Here is a 23,003-nt window from a genome sequence, read left to right as displayed (position 1 = left end):
GTTCCTAGAACGGCAGGTTCATGCCGGGCGGAAGATTCATGCCCGCCGTGAACCCCGCCATCTTGGACTGCGCCGTCGCGTCGGCCTTCTGCACGGCATCGTTGAACGCCGCCATGACGAGGTCCTCGAGCATGTCCTTGTCTTCCGTGAGCAGGCTCGGATCGATCGTCACGCGCTTGGCCGCGTGCTTGCAGGTCATGACGACCTTGACCAGGCCGGCACCAGATTGGCCCTCGACCTCGATCGTCGCGAGCTCTTCCTGCACCTTCTTCATGTTCTCCTGCATTTGCTGGGCCTGCTTCATCAGCGCGCCCAGGCCACCTTTGCCCATCATGGTTCGAGCTCCTTAGCTGGTGGGGCCGTTGTCGTTGCCGGACGGCCGTATGGATGAGGGAACCACCTCGGCGCCCATGTCGCGCACCAGATCGCGCACGAAGGGATCCGCCTCGATGGCCGTCGCGGCAGTGGCCTGCCGCTCTTCACTTTGCTTTTCGCGCACGGCCGCGAGGCTCACACCGCTGGTTGCGCCCGTCTTCACCGTGAGCCGGAAGTTCGCGCCGAAATGTTTCGCGAGCTCGGCCTTCAGCTTGTCCTGGTAATTGCGTTCCGAATAGGCGCGATGCGCTTCGGGCACGACAAGCTCCAGGTTGTTGTTGTTGAACGACGCCAGCTCGCCGTAGCGCGCGAGCAGCCCCGCCATTCCGGTAAGTTGCAGGCGCGCGACGAACGCGGGCCAATCGCCATCGAAAGGGATTGCGGCCACGGGCTCCGAGGCAACGGGTGCCGAGGTTGCGCGCGCAGGTGCAGGTGCAGCAGGCACGTTCACAGCCGCTGCGACCGGCGCAGCGGATCGGCTCGGCGTGGGCGCGGCGACGGCAGGCGTGGGTCTTGCGACAGACCGCCCTTCCGCATTGCCACCGGAGAACGACAGCATGCGAAGAACGGACATCGAGAACCCGGCGAACTCATCGGGCGCGAGCGGAAGGTCGCGGCGGCCGAGCACGGCGATCTGATAGAGGACCTGCACGCGCGAGTTGTCGAGGCGCGCAGCAATGGCTTTCAAGCGAGGCGTGTCGCTTTCGTCCGCAGGCGGATCGATGCCCGCGAGTACCAGCGCGATGCGATGCAGCAGCGACGCGAGATCTTCCAGCGCGGTATCGAAATCGATGCTGCGTCCGGCGATTCGCTCGGCCTCGCGCATCGCGCCAGGACCATCACCGGCGACAACGCATTCGAGCAGCGGCCACACGAGATCGCCACCGACGGACCCCAGCATCTCGGCGACCTGCGCGGCGGCAACGCGTCCACCACCGTGGGCGATTGCCTGGTCGAGCAGGCTCAGGCTGTCGCGCACGCTTCCAGCCGCGGCCTTCGAGAGGTGCGCGAGCGCGGCGTCTTCAAAGGGAATGCCTTCCGCTTCGAGCACGCGCTTCAGGTGCCCGGCGATGACCGGTGGCGCAAGCGGCTTCAAGTTGAATTGCAGGCAGCGCGACAGAACCGTCACCGGCAGGCGCTGCGGATCGGTCGTGGCGAGGATGAACTTCACGTGCTCGGGCGGTTCCTCGAGCGTCTTCAGCATCGAATTGAAGGCGGACTTCGAGAGCATGTGCACTTCGTCGATGATGTAGATCTTGAAGCGGCCGACCGTGGGCATGTACTGCGCGTTCTCGAGAAGCTCGCGCATCTCGTCGACCTTGGTGTTGGTCGCGGCGTCCACCTCGAGGAGGTCGACGAAGCGGCCGCTGTCGATCTGCGTGCAGGCCCCGCACTTGCCGCACGGCTTGGGGGTGATGCCGGTCTCGCAGTTCAGCGCCTTGGCGAGGATCCGCGCGAGCGTGGTCTTGCCCACACCGCGCGTTCCGGTGAATAGATACGCGTGGTGGAGACGCTTCGAGGCGAGCGCGTTGGCGAGTGCCGTGACGACGTGGGCTTGGCCGACGAGTTCCTCGAAGGCCCGGGGACGCCACTTGCGGGCGAGAACTTGATAGGTCATCGAACGGCTTGGGAATGGGAAGAGGCGAGCCTTGTCCCCGGCACTTGAAGGAATCGACTATGGCTGCTTCGTTCCCGACCTGACCAGGTTTGCCGCCCTTCAATGCGGGGGGGCCCGCCAGCGCAAATTATCGCACAGGGATCGCCTCGTTCCGCGCGCACGTGCGAAATCCTGCGAAGGCATCGGCGCGCTCGGGGCGGTAGAAATTGCGCCAGCGATTGTGGACAAGTCGGCTTCGCGTGGCGAAGCACCCGCCACGCAACACCTGGTGCGTGTGGAACCACGGCTGCGAGTAGTCCGTGTAGGGGCCGGCCACGAAGCCTGCATACGGCGCGAATGGCGAGGCGGTCCACTCCCAGACGCCGCCCAGCATGTGGCGAAGGCCCTGCCCGCCGCCATGAGGCCCGGTATGGCGATAGTCCAGCGTCCCCGCCTCGACGGATTCACGCGCAGCGAATTCCCACTCGGATTCAGTCGGAAGCCTGCGGTCCGCCCAGCGGCAATAGGCCTCGGCCTCGGGCAACGCGACATGAATCATCGGTGCGAAAGCGTCGAGCGCGTGCCATGTGTCGAAGCGCCTTGCCTGCCATGTGCCGTCCTGACGTCGCCAATATCGCGGCGGCGGAAGCTTCTGATCCTCCACGAATTGCGCGAACTCGCCCTGCGACACCGGCCGGTCGGCGATGGCGAAGGGGTCGACGTGGGTCGTGAATGCCGGGCCTTCATTGTCGAACGCGAACGCGCGCGAGCCTGCGGGCGTGCCCTGGACGAACTCGCCACCGTCGAAAATAACGTCGCGCGTGGGCGTCGGCTCCGAATGCGGCGGATCGAGCGCCGGCAACGGGGGCGCCGGCAAAGCGAGCGCCTGGAGCGTCATCAGCAACGCTTCGGCGTGCATGTCCTCGTGGAGCAGCGCGAGACGAAAGAAGTAGCGCTCTTCCTCGCTACTGCGTGCCAGCGCCTCGAGAGTCGCATCGAGCGTGTCGGCCATGTACGCACTCACGGGCGCACGAGGAGCCCGCGCGATCTCCCAGCGATCGCGATGCGCGACGATGCTCGAGTTCCACAACGCATCGGCATTCTCGAAGTGCGACCGGCCGCCGCGCCCGCCGTTTCGCAGGCACCAGAACTCCTGGAACCAAGCGATGTGCGCGAGTTCCCACTGCGGCGGGTTCACCGTCTCGAGGTAAGGGACGTTCCATTGGCCTACGTCGAGGTGCGAGTAGATCGCAAGCGTGCGGGCGCGCGCCTCCGAAAGCGCCTCGGACAATGCCGCCGGTTCGTATAATTCCCGCATGGCTCCTGTCGCCAAACCGCTCGTGAGGATCGTGACGCCCGGCACCCGCGAGAAGAACGACGGGAACTGGCGCACCGCGGCGCGCTGGTCGGAAATGCTTCGCGACCGCTTCCGGGTGATTCTACAGACGGCCTGGAGTGGTGAGCCAGCCGATGCATTGATCGCATTGCATGCGCGCCGCAGCGCGGAATCGATTCGCGCCTTTCGCGATCGCAACCCGCACGGCCGCATTGCACTCGTGCTGACGGGGACCGATCTCTACGGCGACCTGCCCGGCAACAAGGAGGCCGTCCGCTCCCTCGACATCGCCGATCGCGTGATCGTTCTCCAGGAGGACGCGCTCGATCACCTCCGCGCGGCCTGGCGCAAGAAGAGCGCGGTGATCTACCAGTCGGCGACACCGTTGCGTCCCGCGTCGAAGGCGAAGGGCCGCCTCGACTGCGTCGCCGTGGGCCACCTGCGCGAGGAGAAGGATCCCGAAACGCTGTTTCGCGCGCTCTCGCTGTTGCCCAGCTCGCTGCCCATCCGCGTGCGCCACATTGGCGCGGCGCTCGACCCGAGGCTGGCGAAGCTCGCGCGGAGCACCGCGAAGCACGATCCCCGCTATCGCTGGTTCGGGCCGCTCGCCCACGGCCTCACGCGCATCGCGATTCGCAACGCGCATGTGCTGGTGCATCCCTCGCGCCTCGAAGGCGGGGCCAATGTCATTGCCGAGGCACTCGCATCGGGGAGCACGGTGATCGCGAGCCGCATGTCGGGCAACGTCGGCATGCTCGGCCGCGACTATCCGGGGTTCTTTCCGGTGGGAGAACCTGCCGAGCTCGCGGACCGCCTCGCGCAAGCACTCGACCCCGCCTACCTGCGCGAGCTCACGCGCGCCTGCAGGAAACGCGCGCCCCTCTTCCGCCCGGAACACGAGGCGCGCCAATTGGGGCGGATTTTGTCCTCGCTCCTTGCTTAGATCACGGTTGGACCAAAGGACTAGAATCGCGGTTCGGCGCTGCGCCGTGATCACGTAAGGGTTCGCATGGACATGCAGGTACGTCTCACCCAGTTCAGCCACGGCGGAGGATGCGGCTGCAAGATCGCGCCCGGCGTCCTGGAGAAGATCCTCGCGAAGGGCGCGGCCGGCATCGTGCCCGCCGATCTCCTCGTGGGTATCGAGACGAGCGACGACGCCGCGGTCTATCGCATCAATGACCACCAGGCCATCGTCGCCACCACCGATTTTTTCATGCCCATCGTCGATGATCCGTTCGACTTCGGCGCCATTGCCGCGACCAACGCGATCTCGGATGTCTATGCGATGGGCGGACAACCGCTCTTCGCGCTGGCCCTCGTCGGCATGCCCGTGAACCAGCTGCCGGTCGAAGTGATCCGCAAGATCCTCGAAGGCGGCGAGTCCGTGTGCGCGCGCGCTGGGATCCCGATCGCCGGCGGCCACACGATCGATTCGGTCGAGCCCATCTACGGCCTCGTTGCGATCGGCCTCGTGGATCCGAAGAACCTCAAACGCAACGCGGGCGCGAAGCCCGGAGACGACCTCGTGCTCGGCAAGCCCCTGGGCGTGGGCATCTACAGCGCGGCGCTCAAGAAGGGCCGCCTCGATGACGCCGGGTACGCCGCGATGATCGCGAGCACGACGAAGCTCAACACGCCCGGTACCAAGCTCGGGACCGTCGCGGGCGTCACTGCCCTCACCGATGTCACGGGATTCGGCCTGCTCGGACACCTCGTCGAGATCGCCAAGGGTTCGAAGGTGGCCGCAAGCGTGGATTGGAACCGCCTGCCGCTGCTTCCCGGCGTGGTCGAATTCGCCGCCGAAGGAATTGTCACGGGCGCGTCCGGTCGAAACTGGGCCGGCTATGGCGACCGCGTGAAGCTCGGCGCGTCGATCAGCGAAGCGCAGAAGGCAATTCTTACCGACCCGCAGACGAGCGGTGGCCTGCTCGTCGCATGTTCGCCGGGCAGCACGGAAGAAGTGCTGCGGATCTTCCGCGATGACGGGTTCGGCGAGGCGGCCGTGATCGGCCGCATCCAGGCCGGAGAACCGTCCGTATCGGTGCAGTAGGTCGCCCGCAAAAACGCCAAGGAGGAGTCCGTGGATTCGAACGCGCGCGCCGCACCCCTTGCCTCACGATTGTCCGCGCTGGAACAGCGCTTCCGCGAGATCCGCGCCCGCACCCGCGCGCTCGCCGCACCGCTCTCGGCCGAGGATTGCGCCATCCAGTCGATGCCCGATGCGAGTCCCACGAAGTGGCACCTCGCGCACACGACGTGGTTCTTCGAGACCTTCATCCTGTCGCAGCACGCGCCGCAGTACCGCGCGTTCGATCCCGCGTTCAAGGTCCTCTTCAATTCGTACTACAACGGTGTCGGCGACAAGCACCCTCGCCCCGAGCGCGGCCTGATCACGCGGCCCGACCTCGATGCCGTGATGGCCTATCGCGACCACGTCGAAACCGCGATGGACGACTTCCTCCATGATGCCGCGCACGCCGAGCCCGTGGCCGCGCTCATCGAGCTGGGCCTGAACCACGAGCAGCAGCACCAGGAGCTGATCCTCACCGACTTGAAACACATGCTGTCGCGCAATCCGCTCAAGCCCGCCTACGAGAAACACTGGCCGCTCACCTCGGTGCAGGCGCGCAAGGCCGACTGGATCGCGTTCGCCGAGGGGCTGCACGAGATCGGTCACGACGGCGCGGGCTTCGCCTTCGACAACGAGACGCCGCGCCACCGCGTGTTCCTGCCCGCGTTCGAACTCGCCTCGCACCCGGTCACGCACGGCGACTTCATCGCCTTCATCGAAGACGGCGGCTATCGCCGGCCCGAGCTCTGGCTCTCGCTCGGCTGGGACGCCGTGCAGGCCCGCGGTTGGGAAGCACCGCTCTACTGGGAAAAGCGCGACGGCCAATGGCACACGTTCACGCTGCGCGGCCTCATGCCCGTCGATCCGAACGCGCCCGTCTGTCACGTGAGCTTCCTCGAAGCCGAGGCGTTCGCCCGTTGGGCCGATGCACGCCTGCCCACCGAGGCCGAATGGGAGGTCGCCGCCGCCGGTGTCGCGCGCGAGGGCAACTTCCTCGAGAGCGCCGCGTTCCATCCGCTCGCGTTGCGCGAAGCCTCGCCGCGCGGCGTGCCCGCGCAAATGTTCGGCGACGTGTGGGAGTGGACCCGCAGCGATTACGGCCCGTACCCCGGATTCCGCCCCGAGGCCGGCGCGGTCGGCGAATACAACGGCAAGTTCATGTGCGGCCAGTACGTGCTGCGCGGCGGCTCCTGCGCAACGCCCGCCTCGCACATCCGCGCGAGCTACCGCAATTTCTTCCCGCCGGACGTGCGTTGGCAGTTCTCCGGACTGCGGCTCGCGCGCGACGCACCGTGAGCGGCGCCAACCTCGCCGAATCCCTCGAGCACTATCGCAAGCTCGCGCCTCGCTATGACCGGCGCACGCAGCTGATCGACAACATTCGCAACGAGACGATCGCGGCCCTCGATCTGCGCGCGGGTGACTTTGTCCTCGACGCAGGCTGCGGCACCGGCTGGTGCCTGCCGAAGCTCGCTGCCGCCGTCTGCACCAACGGCCACGTCTTCGCGTTCGATCCATCCCCGGAGATGCTGGAGATCGCGGCGCATCGCGTCAGTGACTCCGGATTTGCGAATGTCGACTTGCAATGCGCCACCGCCGAGGATTACCGCGCGCCGGTCCCGTTCGATGCAATCCTCCTGAGCTACACGCACGACATCCTGCGTTCGCGCACGTCGCTCGCCAACCTCATGCGCCTGGCGAAGCCCGGTGCCCGCGTGGCCGCGACCAGCACGAAGCTCTATGCGCCGTGGCTGGCACCCGCGAATTGGTATTTACGCCTGAGTCACCGGGGTTACATCACGAACTTCGAGGGCATGGACGCGCCGTGGTCGCTGATGCCGGAATTCCTCACGGACTTCCGGGTGCGAACGAGCCCCTTCAGCCAGCACTACATCGCCACGGGGCGCGTGCGTCAGGACGCGTAGAAGACGGAGTAGCCGTCGCCAGGGCTGGACCACCGGCGCGTGCGCGTGAATCCCGAATCCTGCAGGAGTGCTGCGACCTCACCCGGCGTGTACTTGTACGAATTCTCCGTGTGGATACGCTCGCCCTTGGCGAACGTGCGCTCGTAACCGCGCGCCTTCACGACCTGTTCGCTCACGGCCTCTAGGTGCATTTCCACGCGGCCGGCGGTCTCGTTGTAGAAGCCGCGATGCGTGAAGGCATCGAGCGCGAAGTCGAACCCGAAGCGGCGATTGAGATGCAGCAGGATGTTGCGGTTGAACGAGGCCGTCACACCCAGCGCATCGTCGTAGGCGGCATCGAGCAGCGCCTTTTCCTTCTTGCCATCCACGCCGATCAGCAGGCCGCTTCCGGGCCGCGTCGCGCAGGCGCGATGGATCGACGCGAGCAGTGCGCGCGCATCCTCCGGCGAAAAATTGCCGATGCTCGAGCCCGGGTAGAAGAACGTGACCTCGCGCTCATCGAGAAGCCCCTCGAGATCGACGCCATGCGTGAAGTCGGTCACCACACCCACGAGTTCGGTGCCGGGAAAATCGGGCGCCATGCGCGAGAGTGCTCGCTCGATTTCCGGGCCGGCGATATCCACGGCCAGGTAGCGAGCGGGATTGAGGAACGGCAGCCACGCCTCGGCCTTGCAGCAATCGCCGGCGCCGAGGTCGACGAACTGGCCGCCCTGGCCCACAGCCTCGGCGATCTCGCTGCGGAAATCGCGGAAGATCGCGATCTCGGTGCGCGTGGGGTAGTACTCGGGGAGCTGGCAGATCGCGCCGTAGAGCGCGCAGCCGAGCTCGTCGTAGAAATACTTGGGCGCGATTCGCGCCGGCGCCGCGAGCAGGCCCGCGACGACCTCCGCGCGCTCGTCGACGATGGCCTTGCCGGGCCGGTGGACGATGCTGTACCCGCGCGCATCGGCCGCGGGCTTCTTCAGGTGGACGACGCTGCTCACCGGCTTTTCCTCCTCGATGGCGCGGGGAATGCCCCCAAGCGGACTCCGGGAATACGCGAAGCAAGGCCGCCCGGATGCGAGAATACGGCATGTCCGCCGCTACCAAGCCCCTGCGTCTCGCCTTCAGCCTTCGTTTCGAAGACCTCCACGACCGCCCCGGCCTCGAGAGGGTCGATGCGGCCTTTCTCGACATGCTACGCCGTGAAGACAGCGCGCTCCACGATCGGTTCGTCACGGCGCGTAACAGCGTTGCGTCACTTTCCTACAAGGAAGAAGCCGAGCTGCTGATCGCCGCGGCGCCGACACTCGACCGTTTCATCGGCGAGCTCTTCGACATCGAAGGCGAGGTCGAAGCGCTGCAGGCCGGAGTCGAAGCCCTCGCCCCGCTCTACCGCGTGAAGCGCAAGTTCGTGCAACGCCGCGCGATGCTCAAGATCAAGGCCGACGAGGCCGCCGCGTTCGACGGCGCCGCGCTCGAAGCGCAGGTCGCGGGCTTCCTCGGCGCTCCGTTCGAGGAGCTCTCGTTCGCGACTCACGTGCTCGCCTGGCAGGAGGACGAAACCGGCAACGCCGAAGCCCTCGCCGCCGCCGAGCGCTTCGCCGCGTGGGCCGCGCACACCGCCGAGGGCCGGCGCCGCTACAAGGGCGGCGTGCTCTTCAAGCCGCCGCAACGCGTGGACCCGATGCACCTCGTGCCCGTCGATACGGATACGAAGGCGGGCTACACCGTCCATACGCTTCATCACATCCGCCGCCGCAGCGGTTTCGCGCTCACCGACCCGGGGACCAACCTCGCCGGCGCGCTCGACGAGGCCAACTACTGCATCTGGTGCCACGAGCAGGGCAAGGACTCGTGCTCCAAGGGTCTGAAGGAAAAGCCCGCGGAAGACGGCACGATCGCGTTTAAGAAGAGCCCGTTCGGCATTCCGCTCGCGGGCTGCCCGCTCGAGGAACGCATCTCCGAGTTCCACAAGCTGAAGACCGAGGGCTGGTCCGTCGGCGCCCTCGCGATGATCGTGATCGACAACCCGACGGTGTGCGCCACGGGTCACCGCATCTGCAACGACTGCATGAAGGCGTGCATCTACCAGAAGCAAACACCCGTCGACATCCCGCAGGCCGAGACGCGCACATTGAAGGACATCCTCGAGCTGCCGTGGGGCTTCGAGATCTATTCGCTGCTCACGCGCTGGAATCCGCTGAATCTCCGACGTCCGCTCCCACTGCCCCCCACCGGCAAGCGCGTGCTCGTCGTCGGCGCGGGCCCTGCGGGCTTCACCGTGTCGCATCACCTCATGAATGATGGCCACACGGTCGTGATCGTGGATGGCCTCAAGATCGAGCCGCTTGACCCCGCGATTTCCGGCGTGGCCGCCGATGGCAGCCGCGTGGCGTTCCATCCGATCCGCGATGTCGCGAGCCTCAAGGAGCCGCTCGACGGCCGCGTGATGGCGGGCTTCGGCGGTGTCGCCGAGTACGGCATCACCGTGCGCTGGGACAAGAATTTCCTGAAGATGGCGCGGCTGCTCGTCGAACGGCGCTCGCAGTTCGCGATGATCGGCGGCATCCGCTTCGGCGGCACGATCACGTCGGAAGACGCGTGGTCGCTGGGCTTCGATCACATCGCCCTCGCGCTCGGGGCCGGCAAGCCCACGATCCTCGACCTTCCCAACGGCCTCGCCCGCGGGGTGCGTGCTGCGTCCGACTTCCTCATGGGCCTGCAGCTCACCGGCGCGGCACGCACCGAATCGATCGCGAACATGCAGGTGCGCTTGCCGATCGTCGTGATCGGTGGCGGCCTCACGGCGGTCGACACGGCCACCGAATCGCTCGCCTACTATCCCGTTCAGGTCGAAAAGTTCCTCGCGCGCTACGAGGCCCTCTGCGCCGAGCGCAGCGCGGGCACCGTGCGCAACGAGTGGAACGAAGAGGAAACCGAAGCCGCGGAAGTGTTCCTCGCGCACGCGCTCGCCCTCCGCCGCGAGCGCGCGGATGCCGCTCGCGAGGGACGCGACGCGAAGATCGTCGAGCTCCTCCAGTCCTGGGGCGGGGCGACCATCGCCTACCGCAAGCGGCTCATCGACAGCCCGTCGTACACGCTCAACCACGAGGAAGTGGAGAAGGCGCTCGAGGAAGGCATCCGCTTCGCCGAGAACCTCACGCCGGCGCGCATCGAGCTCGATCGCTTCGGCCACGCGCGCTCGCTCATCGCCAGCGCGGCCACCGCGGAAGGCGCCACGAGCGAAGTCGAGCTCGCCGCGAAGACCATCCTCATCGCCGCCGGCACGCAGCCCAACACGGTGCTCGCCCGCGAGGATCGCAAGGGCTTCGTCCTCGACGGCAAGTACTTCCGCGCGATCGACGACGACGGCAACCCGGTCACGCCCGAGCGCTCCGCGAAGCCGAGCAATCCGCAGGTGCTGATGTCGCGCGACGCCGAGAACCGCTACATCAGCTACTTCGGCGACCTGCACCCGTCGTTCTTCGGCAACGTCGTGAAGGCGATGGGCTCGGCGAAGCAAGGCTATCCGGTGGTGAGCCGCGTGCTACAACGCCGCCCGACGCGCGATGCCGCCGAGACGCCGCGATTCATCGCGCAACTCAACGACCTCCTGCGTGCGCGCGTGGAGCGCGTCGAGCGCCTCACGCCGAAGATCGTCGAAGTCGTGATGCGCGCCCCGCTCGCCGCGCGCAAGTTCAAGCCCGGCCAGTTCTATCGCCTCCAGAACTTCGAGACACTCTCGACGCGCGTCGAAGGCACCACGCTGTCGATGGAAGGCCTCGCGATGACCGGTGCGTGGGTGGATGCCGACAAGGGACTCGTCTCGATCATCGCGCTCGAGATGGGCGGCTCGAGCGACCTGTGCGCGACCCTCAAGCCCGGCGAGCCCGTTGTGCTGATGGGACCCACCGGCAAGCCCACGGTCACGTCGCCCGGCGAGACGGTCGTCCTCGTCGGCGGCGGACTCGGCAACGCGGTGCTCTTCTCGATCGGCGCGGACTTCCGCCGCCAGGGATCGAAGGTCCTCTACTTCGCCGGCTACAAGAAGTTGATCGACCGCTACAAGGTTGCGGAGATCGAAGCCGCGGCCGATGAAGTCATCTGGTGCTGCGACGAAGCGCCCGGCTTCAAGCCCACGCGCCCCGGCGACAAGACGTATGTCGGCAACATCGTCGATGGCATGGCCGCGCACGCGTCCGGCGCCCTCGGCGAAGCGACCGTGCGGATGCAAGACGCCAAGCGCGTCATCGCGATCGGTTCCGACGGCATGATGGCCGCCGTGGGCCGCGCGCGGCACGCGATCCTCAAGCCCTACCTGCGCCCCGATCACGTGGGCATTGGCTCGATCAACTCGCCGATGCAATGCATGATGAAAGAGATCTGCGCGCAGTGCCTGCAGCCGCACGTCGATCCCGCGACCGGCAAGGTCACGTACATCTTCTCGTGCTTCAACCAGGACCAGCCGCTCGACCGCGTGGATTTCCCGGCGCTGCGCGAGCGCCTCGGGCAGAACTCGCTGCAGGAGAAGCTCACGGCGCAGTGGGTGGATCGCTCGCTGCGGCAAACGGGCCTGCGAACCCGGGCGGACTGATGCCGTTCGGCCGCGCCGCCAGCGTTGCGCTCGCCCTCCTCGTCCTGGGCTGCGGTGGTGGCGGCGGTGGCGGAAGCGCATCGCCACCCACCACCAATCCGCCAATCGGGCCGACGGCCGACATCACGTTGCTCTTCCTGGGCAACAGCCACACCGCGGCGAACGACCTGCCTTCGATGGTCGCCGCAATGGTGAGCGCCGCGCGGCCGGGAAAATCCGTCGCCGTGACCCAGGCGCCGGGCATCATGATGCTCGACGAACGCGCGGGTCATCCCGGCACGCTCGAGCTGATGGAGAACCGCACGTGGACGTTCGTCGTCCTCCAGGCGCAGCCCTACAGCAGCAGCGGCCAGTTCGTGTATCCGATCGACGGCGCCGTCTCGCTGGTGCGCAAGGCCCGGAGCGCTCGCGCCACGCCGATCATCTTTCCCGAGTGGCCGCGAAACGGCATCGCGGAAACGCCGCGGATCCTCGACGTCTACACATCCATCGCCCGCGCTGAACCCGCGTGCGTCGCACCGGTACCGCAGGCGTGGGATCTTGCACGTGCCCGCACCCCGTCGCTGATCCTGCACGACGCCGACGGCAACCACTCGGCGCCCGCCGGTGCATTCCTCGCCGCGCTGGCGATCGCCACGACGATGACGGGCACCTCACCCGACACGCTGCCTTTCCTTCCGGGGCTGAACGTCACCGAAGAAATGCAGGCGAGGCTGCGTTCCGCAGCGGCCGAGACCGTGCTCGCGTATGCGCCGCGGCAGTTCTGCCCGGCCGATCCGGCCTTGCCTCAGTAGCCGTGTCCGCGATTATCGGGCGCGGTGCGGCGTGGACGGCGGATCGCAGGGCTCGAACAGATCGAGCTCGCGCTTGTACTCCACCGACTCGATCTCCATGAAGCCCAGCACCGTCGCGTAGACGTTGTCGTGTGTCCGCGGCACCTTCGTCTGGCCCAGCATGCACGCGGCATTCCAGCGTTCCAGCCGGATGAACTGCGGCGACACCCACGAAAACATCGGCACGTGCGTCTGCTCCTTCGGCGCGACCGCGAACGGCATTCCGTGCAGGTACAGGCCGTTTTCTCCAAGCGACTCGCCGTGATCCGACACATACAGCAAGGCCGTCGCGAACTGGTCCCCGAGCCGCTCGAGGAGTTGCACGGATTCGCCCACGACGTGATCGGTATAGAGAATCGTGTTGTCGTAGGCGTTGCGAAGCGAGGCCCGGTCGCAGGATGCGAGGTCGTTGGAGCGGCACGCCGGCACGAAGCGCTCGAACGCGGGCGGATAGCGCTTGTAGTACGCCGGCCCGTGGCTACCCTTCAAGTGGAGGACCACGAGCGTGTCGCGTTTTTCCGCGCGGATCTTCGCTTCGAGGCCGTCGAGCAGGATCTCGTCGTGGCATTCGCCCGGCTCGGGGCACCAGCGAGGATTGCTCGAGCCCGTGTAATCCACGAAGTCGGCCTTGTCGCACACGCCCTTGCATCCGGAGTCGTTGTCGAGCCAGAGGACGCGGGCTTTCGATCGCACCACGACGTCGATCAGCGTTTCATTCTCGCGCCCGCGCAGCAGGGAGAATTCGTGCCGCGTGAATCCGGAGAAGATGCACGGGACAGAGATCGCCGTGGCCGTGCCGCAACTCTCGGTATCGGGAAAGTAGTAGCCGCGTGAAGCGCGCATCCGTGGTGTGGTGTCCCGCAGGTAGCCGTTGAGTCCGTGGTTCTGCGCACGCGCCGTTTCGCCCAGCACGAAGATGAGGAGCCTGGGCTTCGCGATCGCATAGTCCTGGTGCGCATCCGTGCCTCGCGGCGCACGGACCGTGTTCGCGGCGAATTCCATCACGCCCACGGAAATGGCCGCCGCGAGGATATTGCCCGGCGCCACGGTGTGGAAGGTGACGTCCCGATTCCGGATTGCGGTCGCGTAGCGCGCGTACTGCGCGTACACGACCCCGGTCGTGATCACGACGAGCACCATCAGCGCGAGCACCGGGCGCAGGGCGGAGGTGATCCGGCCCTCGTTGGGCCGCAGCGGCCAGCGCCAGAGCAGGATCGCCGGCAGCACGCCGACAACGAGCACCCACGCCACCAACCGCGCGTTCAGGAGCTCGAGGCTCTCGCCCGGGTTCGTCTGCACGATGTTGACCAGCATCGTCTTGTCGAAGCGGGTGCCGAGGAACGTGCTGAAGAAAGACAAGGGTGCGGCGGCCAGCACCACGGCCATGCAAAGCAGTTTCGCCCCACGACCCCAGAAGAACAGGCCGAGGACCACCAGCAGGAACAGCGAAGCGGTGACCAGGAACAGCCAACCGCCGAAGGCAAAGAACAGGGCGCCCAGGCCCTCGCCGGCCGAGCGCGACTCGTGGAAGAGCTGGACGGTGTAGGCGTTGGGGACGGTCGCAAGCCACGTCGCGACGAGGAGGAACAACGAGGTCCGGGTGAGGGCCGGAAGGCGTGTCGATGACGTCATACCCCAATGCTAAGCCCAGCCGTGATGCTCGGCGTGCTCGGGGACCGATTCGGCCCCATAATGTTGGCCTCATATTGATGCAACGCAAAAGCAAGGAAGGATCGTCGTGAAGAAATTCGGATGGCTTGGCCTCGTCGTGGTGGCGTGCGCGCTTCTCGCGGCTTGCTCGAATGAAGGACGCAACCAGAACTCCGCCGACCTGCGGGTCGTGCATGCGGTTCCCGGCCTCGACGCCATCGACGTCCTCGTCAACGACGACCCGAAGGCGTCAGGCGTCACGTACACGAACATCTCCGAATTCACGAACTTCAAGGCGGGTTCACGCAACGTGAAGGTGCGCACCTCGGCGAACGGCACGGTGATCGTGGAACGCGATCTCGCCTTCATCGACGGCACGCGCACGACGATGCTGGTGGTCGGTTTCCCCAATGCCGTGGCGACCCTGCAGTTGCTCGACGATTATTTCTCGCCCCGGAACAACAAGATCGCCGTTCGCCTCGCGAGCGCGACGATCAACCTGCTTCCGGTCGACCTCTATTTCGGAACCAGCGCGGACATTTCCAACGCCACGCCGCTGATCGGGGGCGTGGGCTTCGGCAACACCTCCCAGTACATCGAGATGGACGAGGGCACGTACACCGTCATCCTCACCGAGTCCGGGACCAAGAACATCATGTTCCAGGCCGCACCTCGGGCTTTCGGAGGCGGATCCGAGAACACCATCGTGAGCTTCCCGGCCAATGGCGGCGGTCTCACCAATGCGATGCTGCTCACGATGGACGGCGGCACGTTCGTCGCGAACCCGCTGGCCCGCGTGAAGTACGCGAACGCCATTCTCGGCTCGACCCTCAATTTCAGGGCGAACGGCGTGGCCTTCGCGAACGACACCGTCTACACGTCGGTGGCGACGAGCTACACCACGGTCGCCTCGGGGGCGCGCACGCTGACGATCGAGTCGTCGAATGTGCCGGGCACGAGCATCGCCACGCTCGCCAAGACGCTCGATGCCGCGGGCGACTTCACGGTCGTCGCCGTGAACACGCTCGCCGCGCCGGAGCTGGTCGTGTTTACCGACGCCAATATCTTCCCGGCGACGACGGTCGCCAACGTGCGCTACGCGAACGTCCTGCCCTCGGCCGCGGCGGTGGATGTCGTCGTGAATACCGAAAGCAAGGCCACGAACCTCGCCTTCAAGTCGGCGACCGTGACCACACCGATCACGCTCGCGGCGGATACGACTTACACCTTCACGTTCAAGCGCGCGGGTACCGAGACGGTCATCGCAACGCTTGCGGGGGTGGCGCTCGAGCCCGCCGCTGTCTACACCGTGTGGCTCTTCGGGCCGGATTCAGGCCCGATCATCCGCGTGGTGCGAGACCGCTAGGAACGCGACCAGGCGTAGAGGTTGACCGGATCGCCGGGAGTGAGCTCGCGCGTGCCCTCGGGCACGAAGCCGAGCTTGCGCAGCAAGCGCTCGGAGATCTCGTTGCTCGCCGTGAAGATCGCGACGATGCGCTTGAAGCCGAGCTTTCCCCACGCGTAGTCGAGCACGCCCACGGAGGCTTCGTGGGCGTAGCCCTGCCCCCGGTACGCGGGAAGGAACGCGAAGCCGAGATCCACGTCCTCCAGCTGGTCGCGCTTCACGAGCCCGCACATCCCGACCGGCGCGCCATCGCTCCTGCGCTCGACGATCCACAGGCCGAAGCCATGCTTCGCGTAGAGCTTCATCGGGCCGTTCTCGAGATAGCGGCGCGCGTCGTCGAGCGAGTGCACGTTGCGGTCGCCGATGAAGCGGATCCACCCCGGATCGTTCACCAACTCGACGATGAAGGGCGCGTCCTCGAGGACGAGGCGGCGGAGCGACAAGCGGGGGGGTTTCGACGATGTTCACGCCGGCAGGGTAAACGCAAACGGCGATCACGCGCCAACGCCATTGGATAACTCGCTCCACCGAAGGCGGCCCGCACCCGGGTTATTCACATTGCGACGCCATATTTCACTCGCGCGCGCCACAGCCCTAGCATGGGCGCGTGAGAGCGCGCGTCTACCTGTTGCGAAGTAACGGCCGGCGAGTTCGCGCGGACCTCCGCAAGCCCATCGCGGGATACCTGCAACTCCAGACCAAGGTAACCGGCAGCGTCAGCACCACGGCCTTGCATCTGCACGAGCGCGATCCACAAGGGTCACGAACCGACGAGCTGGTGTCGCCGCTGTACGAGCCGGTGCTGGTGGCGCTCGGGACGGACGCGCTGCTGATGAGGGGCTTCGAGTCGGTGAATGGCGCCGCGTTCGTGCAGGAATGGCGCTGCGTGTTCGACCGTCATTGAATGACGTGGCGGAGAGGGCGGGATTCGAACCCGCGTTAGGCTATTAACCTAAACACGCTTTCCAGGCGTGCGACTTAAACCGCTCATCCACCTCTCCGCGGTGGCACAACTTCCAAGCGGTTGCCGCAAGGAAGCCCGAAATTATACCGGCAACGCCCTCACCTTCCCAGTATCAGCTTGTGGAAGGAGAAGAGCTGGCGCGAGAAAAGGATCAGCAGGATCAGGACCATCGCCCCGTGCACGGGCCACAGGCCCAGCCAGACGGGGATCTTTCCCTGCGCGGTCCAGGCCTGGAAGATCGACAGCAGGTTCGAGTAGAGCGCGTAGACGAGCACCGCGAGGAGCAGGTTCCAGGAGCGGCCCGAGCGCGGGTTCACGAACGCGAGCGGGATCGCGAAGAGCCCCATGATCACGACCGCGAGGGGTGTGGCGAAGCGCCAGTGAAGCTCGGCGGCATGGGGCGGTGTGGGATCGTCGAAGAGGTCGAGCGTGGACTTCTGCTTGTTGGTGGGCGCCTCGCGCTTGGCTTCCTTCGCCTCGATGCGGATCGCGTAGCGGTCGAAATCCACCGTGCGGTAGTCGAGCGTCCCGGGCGTGCCTTCGTAGCGGCGGCCCTTCAGCAGCACCACGAAGCGATCGCCGTTCTCCGCGGTCTCGAGGAAGCCGCGCTCGGCCACCATCACGCCCATGCGGTCGCGCTCCGTCGACTGCACGAACACGTTGTTCACTTCGGCATCGTCCGCGGAAAGCTTGTCCACGAAGAACACGCGCTCGGAGTTGCGCGATTCGCGGAACACGCCGGGCGTGACCCCCGCCACTTCATCGCGTGAGAGCAGCAGGCGCTGGTACTCGACGCTTTGCGCCTGCGACCACGGCGACACGGCGAACGAGAGCAGCGCGCACACGAGCGCAACGGGCAGGCAGAACTGCAGCACGGGCGTGACCCATGCCGCGAGCGAAAGACCGGAGGTGAACCACACGGTCATCTCGCTATCGCGATAGCTGCGCGAGAGCGTGAGGAGCACGGCCGCAAACACCGCGATACCGAGCAGGACCGGAAGGTAGTTGAGGATGCCGAAGGCGATGAGCCCGAACACCGCTTCGGGCAGGACGTCACCCGTCGCCGCCTTGCCCAGCAGCAGTATCAGCAGCCGAGTCAGGATGATCGCGAGCAAAACGCCGACGACCGCCATCGCGACCAAGCTGAATTCGCGGATCAGGCTGCGCTGGAAGATCACGGCGGGATATAATCCTGAGGTGCGGGAGGCGCACCCAAGTCAAGGAAAACAAATGGAATTTAGCATAAAGAGTGGCAGTCCCGAGAAGCAACGCACGGGCTGCGTGGTCGTCGGCGTCTTCGAAGGTCGCAAGCTCTCGGTCTCGGCGATGGATATCGACAAGGCCTCGGGCGGATATGTCGCGGAGGTGTTGCGCCGCGGTGACCTCGAGGGCAAGGCCGGCACCTGCCTCCTCCTGCACAACGTTCCCAAGATTCCGTCGGATCGCGTGCTGCTCGTGGGCCTCGGCCGCGAACGCGATTTCCACGAGACGGCGTATCGCACCGCGCTCGCCACCGCGACCAAGGGGCTCAAGACCACTGGCGCGACCGAAGTCATGCTCTGCCTCACGGACCTCCCGATCAAGCGGCGCGACACCGGCTGGAAGGTCGAGCAGGCCGTGCTCACGATCATGGACGGCGTCTATCGCTTCGACCAACTGAAAACCAAGGCCGTCCCCGCCAAGCGCGCGCTGCGCAAGGTGTCGCTGCATGTCGACAGCCGTGGTGAGATTCCCGAAGGGGAAGCGGCCGTCGCGCGCGGATACGCGATCGCGGAGGGTGCCTGTTTCGCGAAGGACCTCGGCAATCTTCCCGCGAACATCTGCACGCCGACCTATCTCGGCGAGCAGGCGCAGGACCTCGGCAAGAAGCATGGCTTCAAGGTCGAGGTGCTCGAGCAGAAGGACATGGAGAAGCTCGGCATGGGCTCCTTCCTCGCCGTTGCGCAGGGAAGCCGCCAGCCGCCGAAGCTGATCGTCATGGAGTACCTGGGCGGCAAGAAGGAAGACGCCCCGGTCGCGCTCGTCGGCAAGGGCGTGACCTTCGACACGGGCGGCATCTCGCTCAAGCCCGCCGCCGAGATGGATGAGATGAAGTACGACATGTGTGGTGCCGCGAGCGTGCTCGGCACGATGAAGGCCATCGCGCTGATGAAGCTGCCGCTCAACGTGATCGGCGTCATTCCCGCCACCGAGAACATGCCCGGCGGCATGGCCGTGAAGCCCGGCGACATCGTCACGACGATGTCGGGCCAGACGGTCGAGATCCTCAACACCGACGCCGAGGGCCGCCTGATCCTCTGCGACGCACTGACCTACGTCGAGAAGTACAAGCCCGCCGCGGTCGTGGACATCGCCACGCTTACGGGTGCGATGGTGATTGCGCTCGGCCACGTCGCCACCGGCCTCTTCGCCAACAGCGATCCGCTCGCGCGCGAGCTGCTGCACGCCGGCGAGGAATCCTGGGACCGCGCGTGGCACATGCCGCTCTGGGACGAATACCAGGAGGGGCTGAAGTCCAACTTCGCGGACATCCCCAACATTGCGTCGCGCGCTGCCGGCTCCGTCACCGCCGCGTGCTTCCTGTCGCGCTTCACGAAGGCGTATTCGTGGGCGCACCTGGACATCGCGGGAACCGCGTGGAAGTCCGGAGCCGAAAAAGGCGCAACGGGTCGGCCCGTGCCGCTGCTCGCTCACTTCCTGGTGAAGCGCGCCGCGTGACCCGCATCGACTTCTACCACTACGCCGAAGACAAGCAGCGCTTCGCCTGCCGCCTCGCCGCCAAGGCGTTCGAGCAGTCGAAGCGCGTGATCGCCTGGTCGCCGGATCCGCAGGTCCTCGCGGACTTCGATCGCTCGCTGTGGACTTTCCAGTCGATCCGCTTCGTCCCGCATTGCATGCTGGGCGCGGCCGTCGCTTCCGAAACGCCGGTGATCCTCGCCGCGTCCGGCGATGAGCTCCCGCACCACGACGTGCTGATCAACCTCTCCGACGAAGAGCCGCCCTTCTTCCCGACGTTCGAGCGGCTGCTGGAGATCGTGTCGGCCGGCGACGAAGACAAGCAGCGCGCCCGCGGCCGCTATGCCTCGTACAAGAAGCGCGGCTACGAGATCACCGTGAACGCCATCGAGGGTTGACCGTGTCCGACCGAGACCTCATCGACAAAGCCGACTCCCTCCTCAAGCGCCACGCGATTTCCTCGCCCAGCTCGGGGTCGGATACCGGCGGCATCCCGGTGCTCACGGATATCGTCGAGCGTCCCGGTGGCAATGCGCCCGAAGGCCCTGCCGCGGACATGGCCCGCGAGATCTTCACGCACGTGATCGCCGAAGTCGAAGGCCGGCTCGCCGCCGACCTCGAGAAGCGCCTCGTGGAACACCTGCAAGCCGAAGTCCACGTCGCCGTCGCGAGCGCGCTCGGTGACCTCCGCCAGGAAGTCGCCAATGCCATCGGAGATGCGGTGACCGAAGCCCTGAAACGAAAGTAGAAGAAGCGAAATTGACCGAGCTTTCCAAGCAGTTCGAACCCCACGCAATCGAAGCCCGCTGGTACCCCTTCTGGGATTCCAAGGGCTATTTTCGCGCGACCTTCGACGCCTCGCGGCCCTCGTTCTCCATCCAGCTCCCGCCGCCCAACGTCACGGGCACCCTGCACATGGGCCACGCGTTCCAGCAGACGCTCATGGATGTGCTCGCGCGCTGGCATCGCATGCGCGGCTTCAACGTGCTCTGGCAACCGGGCACCGACCACGCGGGCATCGCCACGCAGATGGTGGTGGAGCGGCAACTCGAGGGTGAAGGCACGTCGCGCCGCGAGCTCGGTCGCGAGAAGTTCGTCGAGCGCGTCTGGACCTGGAAGGAACAATCGGGCTCCACGATCCTCGGGCAGATGCGCCGCCTGGGCGCTTCGGCCGATTGGTCGCGCACCTACTTCACGATGGACGAGGCCCGCTCGCGCGCGGTGACGGAAGTGTTCGTGCGCCTGCACGAAGAAGGCCTCATCTACCGCGGCAAGCGATTGGTGAATTGGGACCCGGTGCTGCAGACCGCGGTGTCCGACCTCGAAGTCGAATCCGTCGAGGAGAACGGCACCCTCTGGAGCCTTCGCTATCCGCTCGAGGATGGTTCGGGTCATCTCACGGTGGCCACGACGCGTCCGGAAACGATGCTCGGCGACACGGCCGTGGCCGTGCACCCCGAGGACGATCGCTACAAGCACCTCATCGGCAAGAACATCCGCCTGCCGCTCGTGGGCCGGCTGATCCCGATCGTCGGCGACGAATCCGTGGAGCGCGAGTTCGGCACCGGTTGCGTGAAGATCACGCCGGCGCACGACTTCAACGACTACGCGACCGCGCAGCGCCACAAGCTGCCGATGATCAGCATCTTCACGCTGACGGCAACGGTAAACGAGAACGCACCCGAGGCCTATCGCGGTCTCGATCGCTTCGTCGCGCGCAAGCGCGTGCTCGCCGACCTCGAGGCGCTGGGCCTCGTCGACGGCACGAAGCCGCACAAGCTCATGCAGCCGCGTTCGCAACGCTCGGAGGCGGTGGTCGAGCCGATGCTCTCCGACCAATGGTTCGTGAAGATGGACACCTTCGCGCGCGAAGGCCTCGCACCCGTGAACGACGGGCGCATCCGCTTCATTCCCGGCGAGTGGACCTCGGTCTACCGCCAGTGGCTGGAAAACATCCAGGACTGGTGCATCTCGCGCCAGCTCTGGTGGGGCCACCAGATTCCCGCGTGGTATTCGGACGACGGCACGCCCTTCGTGGGCCGCACGTTTGAAGAAGCCGCCGCGAAAGCCAAGGCCGCGGGCAAGAGCCTCGCTGCCGATCGTCGCGATCCGGACATGCTCGACACCTGGTTCTCGTCGGCCTTCGTGCCGTTCTCGAGCCTCGGGTGGCCCGACGAGAAAACGTTCGCCGCCGAACGGGCGTTCTACCTCCCCTCCTCCGTGATGATCACCGGCGCCGACATCATCTTCTTCTGGGTCGCGCGGATGATCATGACGACGCTGCACTTCACGGGCGAAATTCCGTTCCGCGACGTCTATCTCAATGCGACGGTGCGCGATGGTGAAGGCCAGCGCATGTCGAAGTCGAAGGGCAACACGATCGACCCCATCGACGTCATCGACGGCATCGATCTCGCGACGCTGCTCGATAAATCCACGAAGGGCCTGATGCTCGCGTCGCACAAGGAGTCCGCGGCCAAGCGCATCAAGCGCGACTATCCGACCGGCATCGACTCGTACGGTGCCGATGCCCTGCGCTTTACCTACGCCGCGCTCTCCACGCACGGCCGCACGCTCAACTTCGACCTGAAGCGCTGCGAGGGCTATCGCAGCTTCTGCAACAAGCTCTGGAACGCTACGCGCTTCGTGCTGATGAACTGCGAAGGCAAGGACGTCGGCCTCGACGATCAGGCCCCGGTCGAGCTTTCGCAGATCGACCGCTGGATCATCTCGCGGCTGCAGCGCACCGAGCGCGACGTCGACCAGGGGCTCAAGGAATACCGCTTCGACGTGTCGGCCCGCGCGCTCTATGAATTCGCCTGGGACGAGTACTGCGACTGGTACGTGGAGCTCGCGAAGGTGCAGATGCAGAACGGCACCGAAGCGCAGCAGCGCGGCACGCGCCGCACGCTGATCCGCGTGCTGGAAACCACGCTGCGCCTCGCGCACCCGATCATCCCGTTCATCACCGAAGAGCTCTGGCAGACGGTGGCACCGATGGCCGGGCGTGGCGGCGAAAGCATCATGATGGCGCGCTACCCGGAAGCCGAGGACGCGAAGCTCGATCCCGCGGCTGAAGCGTACGTCGCGATGCTCAAGGAGATCGTGAACGGCGCCCGCAACCTGCGTTCGCAGATGGGCCTTTCGCCCGCGCTGAAGGTGCCCGCGTTCCTCGAAGGCGATGCGGCGAAGCTGGAATCCTGCAAGCCGCACATCGCGATGCTCGCGCGCCTCTCGGAAATCACGCTCGTCGACAAGCTGCCGGCTGCCGAAGCGCCGGTCGCGACGACGGCCTCGGGCAAGCTGATGCTCCACATCGAGATCGACCGCGATGCCGAGCGCGCGAGGCTTTCGAAGGAAGTGGCGCGCCTCGAGGGCGAGATCACGAAGGGAGAAGCGAAGCTCGGCAACGCCTCGTTCGTCGAGCGCGCCAAGCCCGAAGTCGTTGACCTGGAGAAAAAACGCCTCGCAGATCACACCGCGAAGGTCTCCGAACTGCGCGCACAGCTTGCCAAGCTGAGCTGAACGCGCG

General features: G+C 66.2%; 19 protein-coding genes, 1 tRNA gene and 1 other RNA gene. 12 read left to right on the top strand and 9 right to left on the bottom strand.

What is annotated here, in order from left to right; genetic code table 11:
- Positions 1–4: 4 nt before the first annotated feature.
- The 4 genes from DSM104440_RS07160 to DSM104440_RS07145 all read right to left on the bottom strand — a co-directional run bounded on the left by DSM104440_RS07160 (position 5) and on the right by DSM104440_RS07145 (position 3,290).
- Positions 5–331 carry a YbaB/EbfC family nucleoid-associated protein gene (locus tag DSM104440_RS07160; protein ID WP_171165768.1) on the bottom strand — a complete coding sequence of 109 codons (327 nt, stop codon included), beginning with the start codon at positions 329–331 and terminating at the stop codon, positions 5–7.
- A 15-nt stretch (positions 332–346) separates the two neighbouring features.
- Positions 347–1,993, bottom strand: coding sequence for a DNA polymerase III subunit gamma/tau (gene dnaX, locus DSM104440_RS07155; protein WP_171161342.1), 1,647 nt, complete (start codon positions 1,991–1,993; stop codon positions 347–349).
- Positions 1,994–2,013: 20 nt separating this feature from the next.
- Positions 2,014–2,112: signal recognition particle sRNA small type (gene ffs / locus DSM104440_RS07150), an RNA gene on the bottom strand.
- Between the two features lie 8 nt (positions 2,113–2,120).
- Positions 2,121–3,290 carry an SUMF1/EgtB/PvdO family nonheme iron enzyme gene (locus DSM104440_RS07145; protein WP_171161341.1) on the bottom strand — a complete coding sequence of 390 codons (1,170 nt, stop codon included), beginning with the start codon at positions 3,288–3,290 and terminating at the stop codon, positions 2,121–2,123.
- Between DSM104440_RS07145 and senB the strand changes: the two genes are divergently transcribed.
- The 4 genes from senB to DSM104440_RS07125 all read left to right on the top strand — a co-directional run bounded on the left by senB (position 3,289) and on the right by DSM104440_RS07125 (position 7,307).
- Complete coding sequence (gene senB, locus DSM104440_RS07140) at positions 3,289–4,251, top strand: selenoneine biosynthesis selenosugar synthase SenB (protein ID WP_171161340.1); 963 nt, start codon at positions 3,289–3,291, stop codon at positions 4,249–4,251. The genes DSM104440_RS07145 and senB overlap by 2 nt on opposite strands.
- Before the next feature lie 66 nt (positions 4,252–4,317).
- Complete coding sequence (selD, locus tag DSM104440_RS07135; protein WP_171161339.1) at positions 4,318–5,361, top strand: selenide, water dikinase SelD; 1,044 nt, start codon at positions 4,318–4,320, stop codon at positions 5,359–5,361.
- A gap of 30 nt (positions 5,362–5,391) precedes the next feature.
- The gene (gene egtB / locus DSM104440_RS07130) at positions 5,392–6,678 is read left to right on the top strand and encodes an ergothioneine biosynthesis protein EgtB (protein WP_171161338.1); all 1,287 of its coding nucleotides are present in this window, start codon (positions 5,392–5,394) and stop codon (positions 6,676–6,678) included.
- Entirely contained in the window at positions 6,675–7,307 is a 633-nt protein-coding gene (locus tag DSM104440_RS07125; protein ID WP_171161337.1) for a class I SAM-dependent methyltransferase, read from the top strand. Before egtB ends, DSM104440_RS07125 begins: the two co-directional genes overlap by 4 nt.
- Here DSM104440_RS07125 and egtD read toward each other — a convergent pair.
- Positions 7,295–8,290 (bottom strand): L-histidine N(alpha)-methyltransferase, encoded by a 996-nt coding sequence (gene egtD / locus DSM104440_RS07120; RefSeq protein WP_212758250.1) that lies wholly within the window; start codon positions 8,288–8,290, stop codon positions 7,295–7,297. The two genes, DSM104440_RS07125 and egtD, sit on opposite strands and share 13 nt — an antisense overlap.
- 89 nt (positions 8,291–8,379) lie before the next feature.
- Between egtD and DSM104440_RS07115 the strand changes: the two genes are divergently transcribed.
- Together DSM104440_RS07115 and DSM104440_RS07110 are read left to right on the top strand one after the other, a co-directional pair.
- Positions 8,380–11,883 carry an FAD-dependent oxidoreductase gene (locus tag DSM104440_RS07115; protein ID WP_246212112.1) on the top strand — a complete coding sequence of 1,168 codons (3,504 nt, stop codon included), beginning with the start codon at positions 8,380–8,382 and terminating at the stop codon, positions 11,881–11,883.
- Positions 11,883–12,677: a hypothetical protein gene (locus DSM104440_RS07110; protein ID WP_171161335.1), complete on the top strand. Its 795-nt coding sequence runs from the start codon at positions 11,883–11,885 to the stop codon at positions 12,675–12,677. The genes DSM104440_RS07115 and DSM104440_RS07110 overlap by 1 nt, the downstream gene beginning before the upstream one ends.
- 12 nt (positions 12,678–12,689) lie before the next feature.
- Here DSM104440_RS07110 and DSM104440_RS07105 read toward each other — a convergent pair whose 3' ends face one another.
- Complete coding sequence (locus DSM104440_RS07105; protein WP_171161334.1) at positions 12,690–14,348, bottom strand: phosphoethanolamine transferase; 1,659 nt, start codon at positions 14,346–14,348, stop codon at positions 12,690–12,692.
- A 106-nt stretch (positions 14,349–14,454) separates the two neighbouring features.
- Here DSM104440_RS07105 and DSM104440_RS07100 point away from each other — a divergent pair, with 106 nt between their 5' ends.
- Complete coding sequence (locus DSM104440_RS07100) at positions 14,455–15,732, top strand: DUF4397 domain-containing protein (protein ID WP_171161333.1); 1,278 nt, start codon at positions 14,455–14,457, stop codon at positions 15,730–15,732.
- Here DSM104440_RS07100 and DSM104440_RS07095 read toward each other — a convergent pair.
- Positions 15,729–16,214 carry a GNAT family N-acetyltransferase gene (locus DSM104440_RS07095; RefSeq protein ID WP_171161332.1) on the bottom strand — a complete coding sequence of 162 codons (486 nt, stop codon included), beginning with the start codon at positions 16,212–16,214 and terminating at the stop codon, positions 15,729–15,731. The genes DSM104440_RS07100 and DSM104440_RS07095 overlap by 4 nt on opposite strands.
- 164 nt (positions 16,215–16,378) lie before the next feature.
- On the opposite strand from DSM104440_RS07095, the gene DSM104440_RS07090 reads away from it, so the two are divergent.
- On the top strand, positions 16,379–16,675 hold the full coding sequence (locus DSM104440_RS07090; RefSeq protein ID WP_171161331.1) for a hypothetical protein: 297 nt from the start codon (positions 16,379–16,381) through the stop codon (positions 16,673–16,675).
- Between the two features lie 6 nt (positions 16,676–16,681).
- Here the strand turns inward: DSM104440_RS07090 and DSM104440_RS07085 are convergent.
- A tRNA-Ser gene (locus tag DSM104440_RS07085) sits at positions 16,682–16,772 on the bottom strand.
- A gap of 61 nt (positions 16,773–16,833) precedes the next feature.
- Positions 16,834–17,913 (bottom strand): LPS export ABC transporter permease LptF, encoded by a 1,080-nt coding sequence (gene lptF / locus DSM104440_RS07080; RefSeq protein ID WP_171161330.1) that lies wholly within the window; start codon positions 17,911–17,913, stop codon positions 16,834–16,836.
- A gap of 52 nt (positions 17,914–17,965) precedes the next feature.
- Between lptF and DSM104440_RS07075 the strand changes: the two genes are divergently transcribed.
- From DSM104440_RS07075 to DSM104440_RS07060, 4 genes are read left to right on the top strand one after another with little or no spacing between them, the layout of a single operon-like run.
- The gene (locus DSM104440_RS07075; RefSeq protein ID WP_171161329.1) at positions 17,966–19,453 is read left to right on the top strand and encodes a leucyl aminopeptidase; all 1,488 of its coding nucleotides are present in this window, start codon (positions 17,966–17,968) and stop codon (positions 19,451–19,453) included.
- Positions 19,450–19,869 (top strand): DNA polymerase III subunit chi, encoded by a 420-nt coding sequence (locus DSM104440_RS07070; RefSeq protein ID WP_171161328.1) that lies wholly within the window; start codon positions 19,450–19,452, stop codon positions 19,867–19,869. The genes DSM104440_RS07075 and DSM104440_RS07070 overlap by 4 nt, the downstream gene beginning before the upstream one ends.
- A gap of 2 nt (positions 19,870–19,871) precedes the next feature.
- Positions 19,872–20,219 (top strand): hypothetical protein, encoded by a 348-nt coding sequence (locus tag DSM104440_RS07065; RefSeq protein WP_171161327.1) that lies wholly within the window; start codon positions 19,872–19,874, stop codon positions 20,217–20,219.
- Positions 20,220–20,230: 11 nt separating this feature from the next.
- Positions 20,231–22,996 carry a valine--tRNA ligase gene (locus DSM104440_RS07060; protein WP_171161326.1) on the top strand — a complete coding sequence of 922 codons (2,766 nt, stop codon included), beginning with the start codon at positions 20,231–20,233 and terminating at the stop codon, positions 22,994–22,996.
- Positions 22,997–23,003 lie beyond the last annotated feature (7 nt).

The sequence above is a fragment of the Usitatibacter palustris genome (assembly GCF_013003985.1).
GTDB lineage: Bacteria > Pseudomonadota > Gammaproteobacteria > Burkholderiales > Usitatibacteraceae > Usitatibacter > Usitatibacter palustris.
Note: the sequence above shows the minus strand (reverse complement) of the source record. Positions and strands in the feature narration are given on the sequence as shown.

Bases quoted from the DNA above. Each gene is read 5' to 3' on its own strand.
- DSM104440_RS07160 (WP_171165768.1), bottom strand. From the start codon at position 331: ATGGGCAAAGGTGGCCTGGGCGCGCTGATGAAGCAGGCCCAGCAAATG.
- dnaX (WP_171161342.1), bottom strand. From the start codon at position 1,993: ATGACCTATCAAGTTCTCGCCCGCAAGTGGCGTCCCCGGGCCTTCGAG.
- senB (WP_171161340.1), top strand. From the start codon at position 3,289: ATGGCTCCTGTCGCCAAACCGCTCGTGAGGATCGTGACGCCCGGCACC.
- DSM104440_RS07145 (WP_171161341.1), bottom strand. From the start codon at position 3,290: ATGCGGGAATTATACGAACCGGCGGCATTGTCCGAGGCGCTTTCGGAG.
- selD (WP_171161339.1), top strand. From the start codon at position 4,318: ATGGACATGCAGGTACGTCTCACCCAGTTCAGCCACGGCGGAGGATGC.
- DSM104440_RS07115 (WP_246212112.1), top strand. From the start codon at position 8,380: ATGTCCGCCGCTACCAAGCCCCTGCGTCTCGCCTTCAGCCTTCGTTTC.
- DSM104440_RS07110 (WP_171161335.1), top strand. From the start codon at position 11,883: ATGCCGTTCGGCCGCGCCGCCAGCGTTGCGCTCGCCCTCCTCGTCCTG.
- DSM104440_RS07105 (WP_171161334.1), bottom strand. From the start codon at position 14,348: ATGACGTCATCGACACGCCTTCCGGCCCTCACCCGGACCTCGTTGTTC.
- DSM104440_RS07075 (WP_171161329.1), top strand. From the start codon at position 17,966: ATGGAATTTAGCATAAAGAGTGGCAGTCCCGAGAAGCAACGCACGGGC.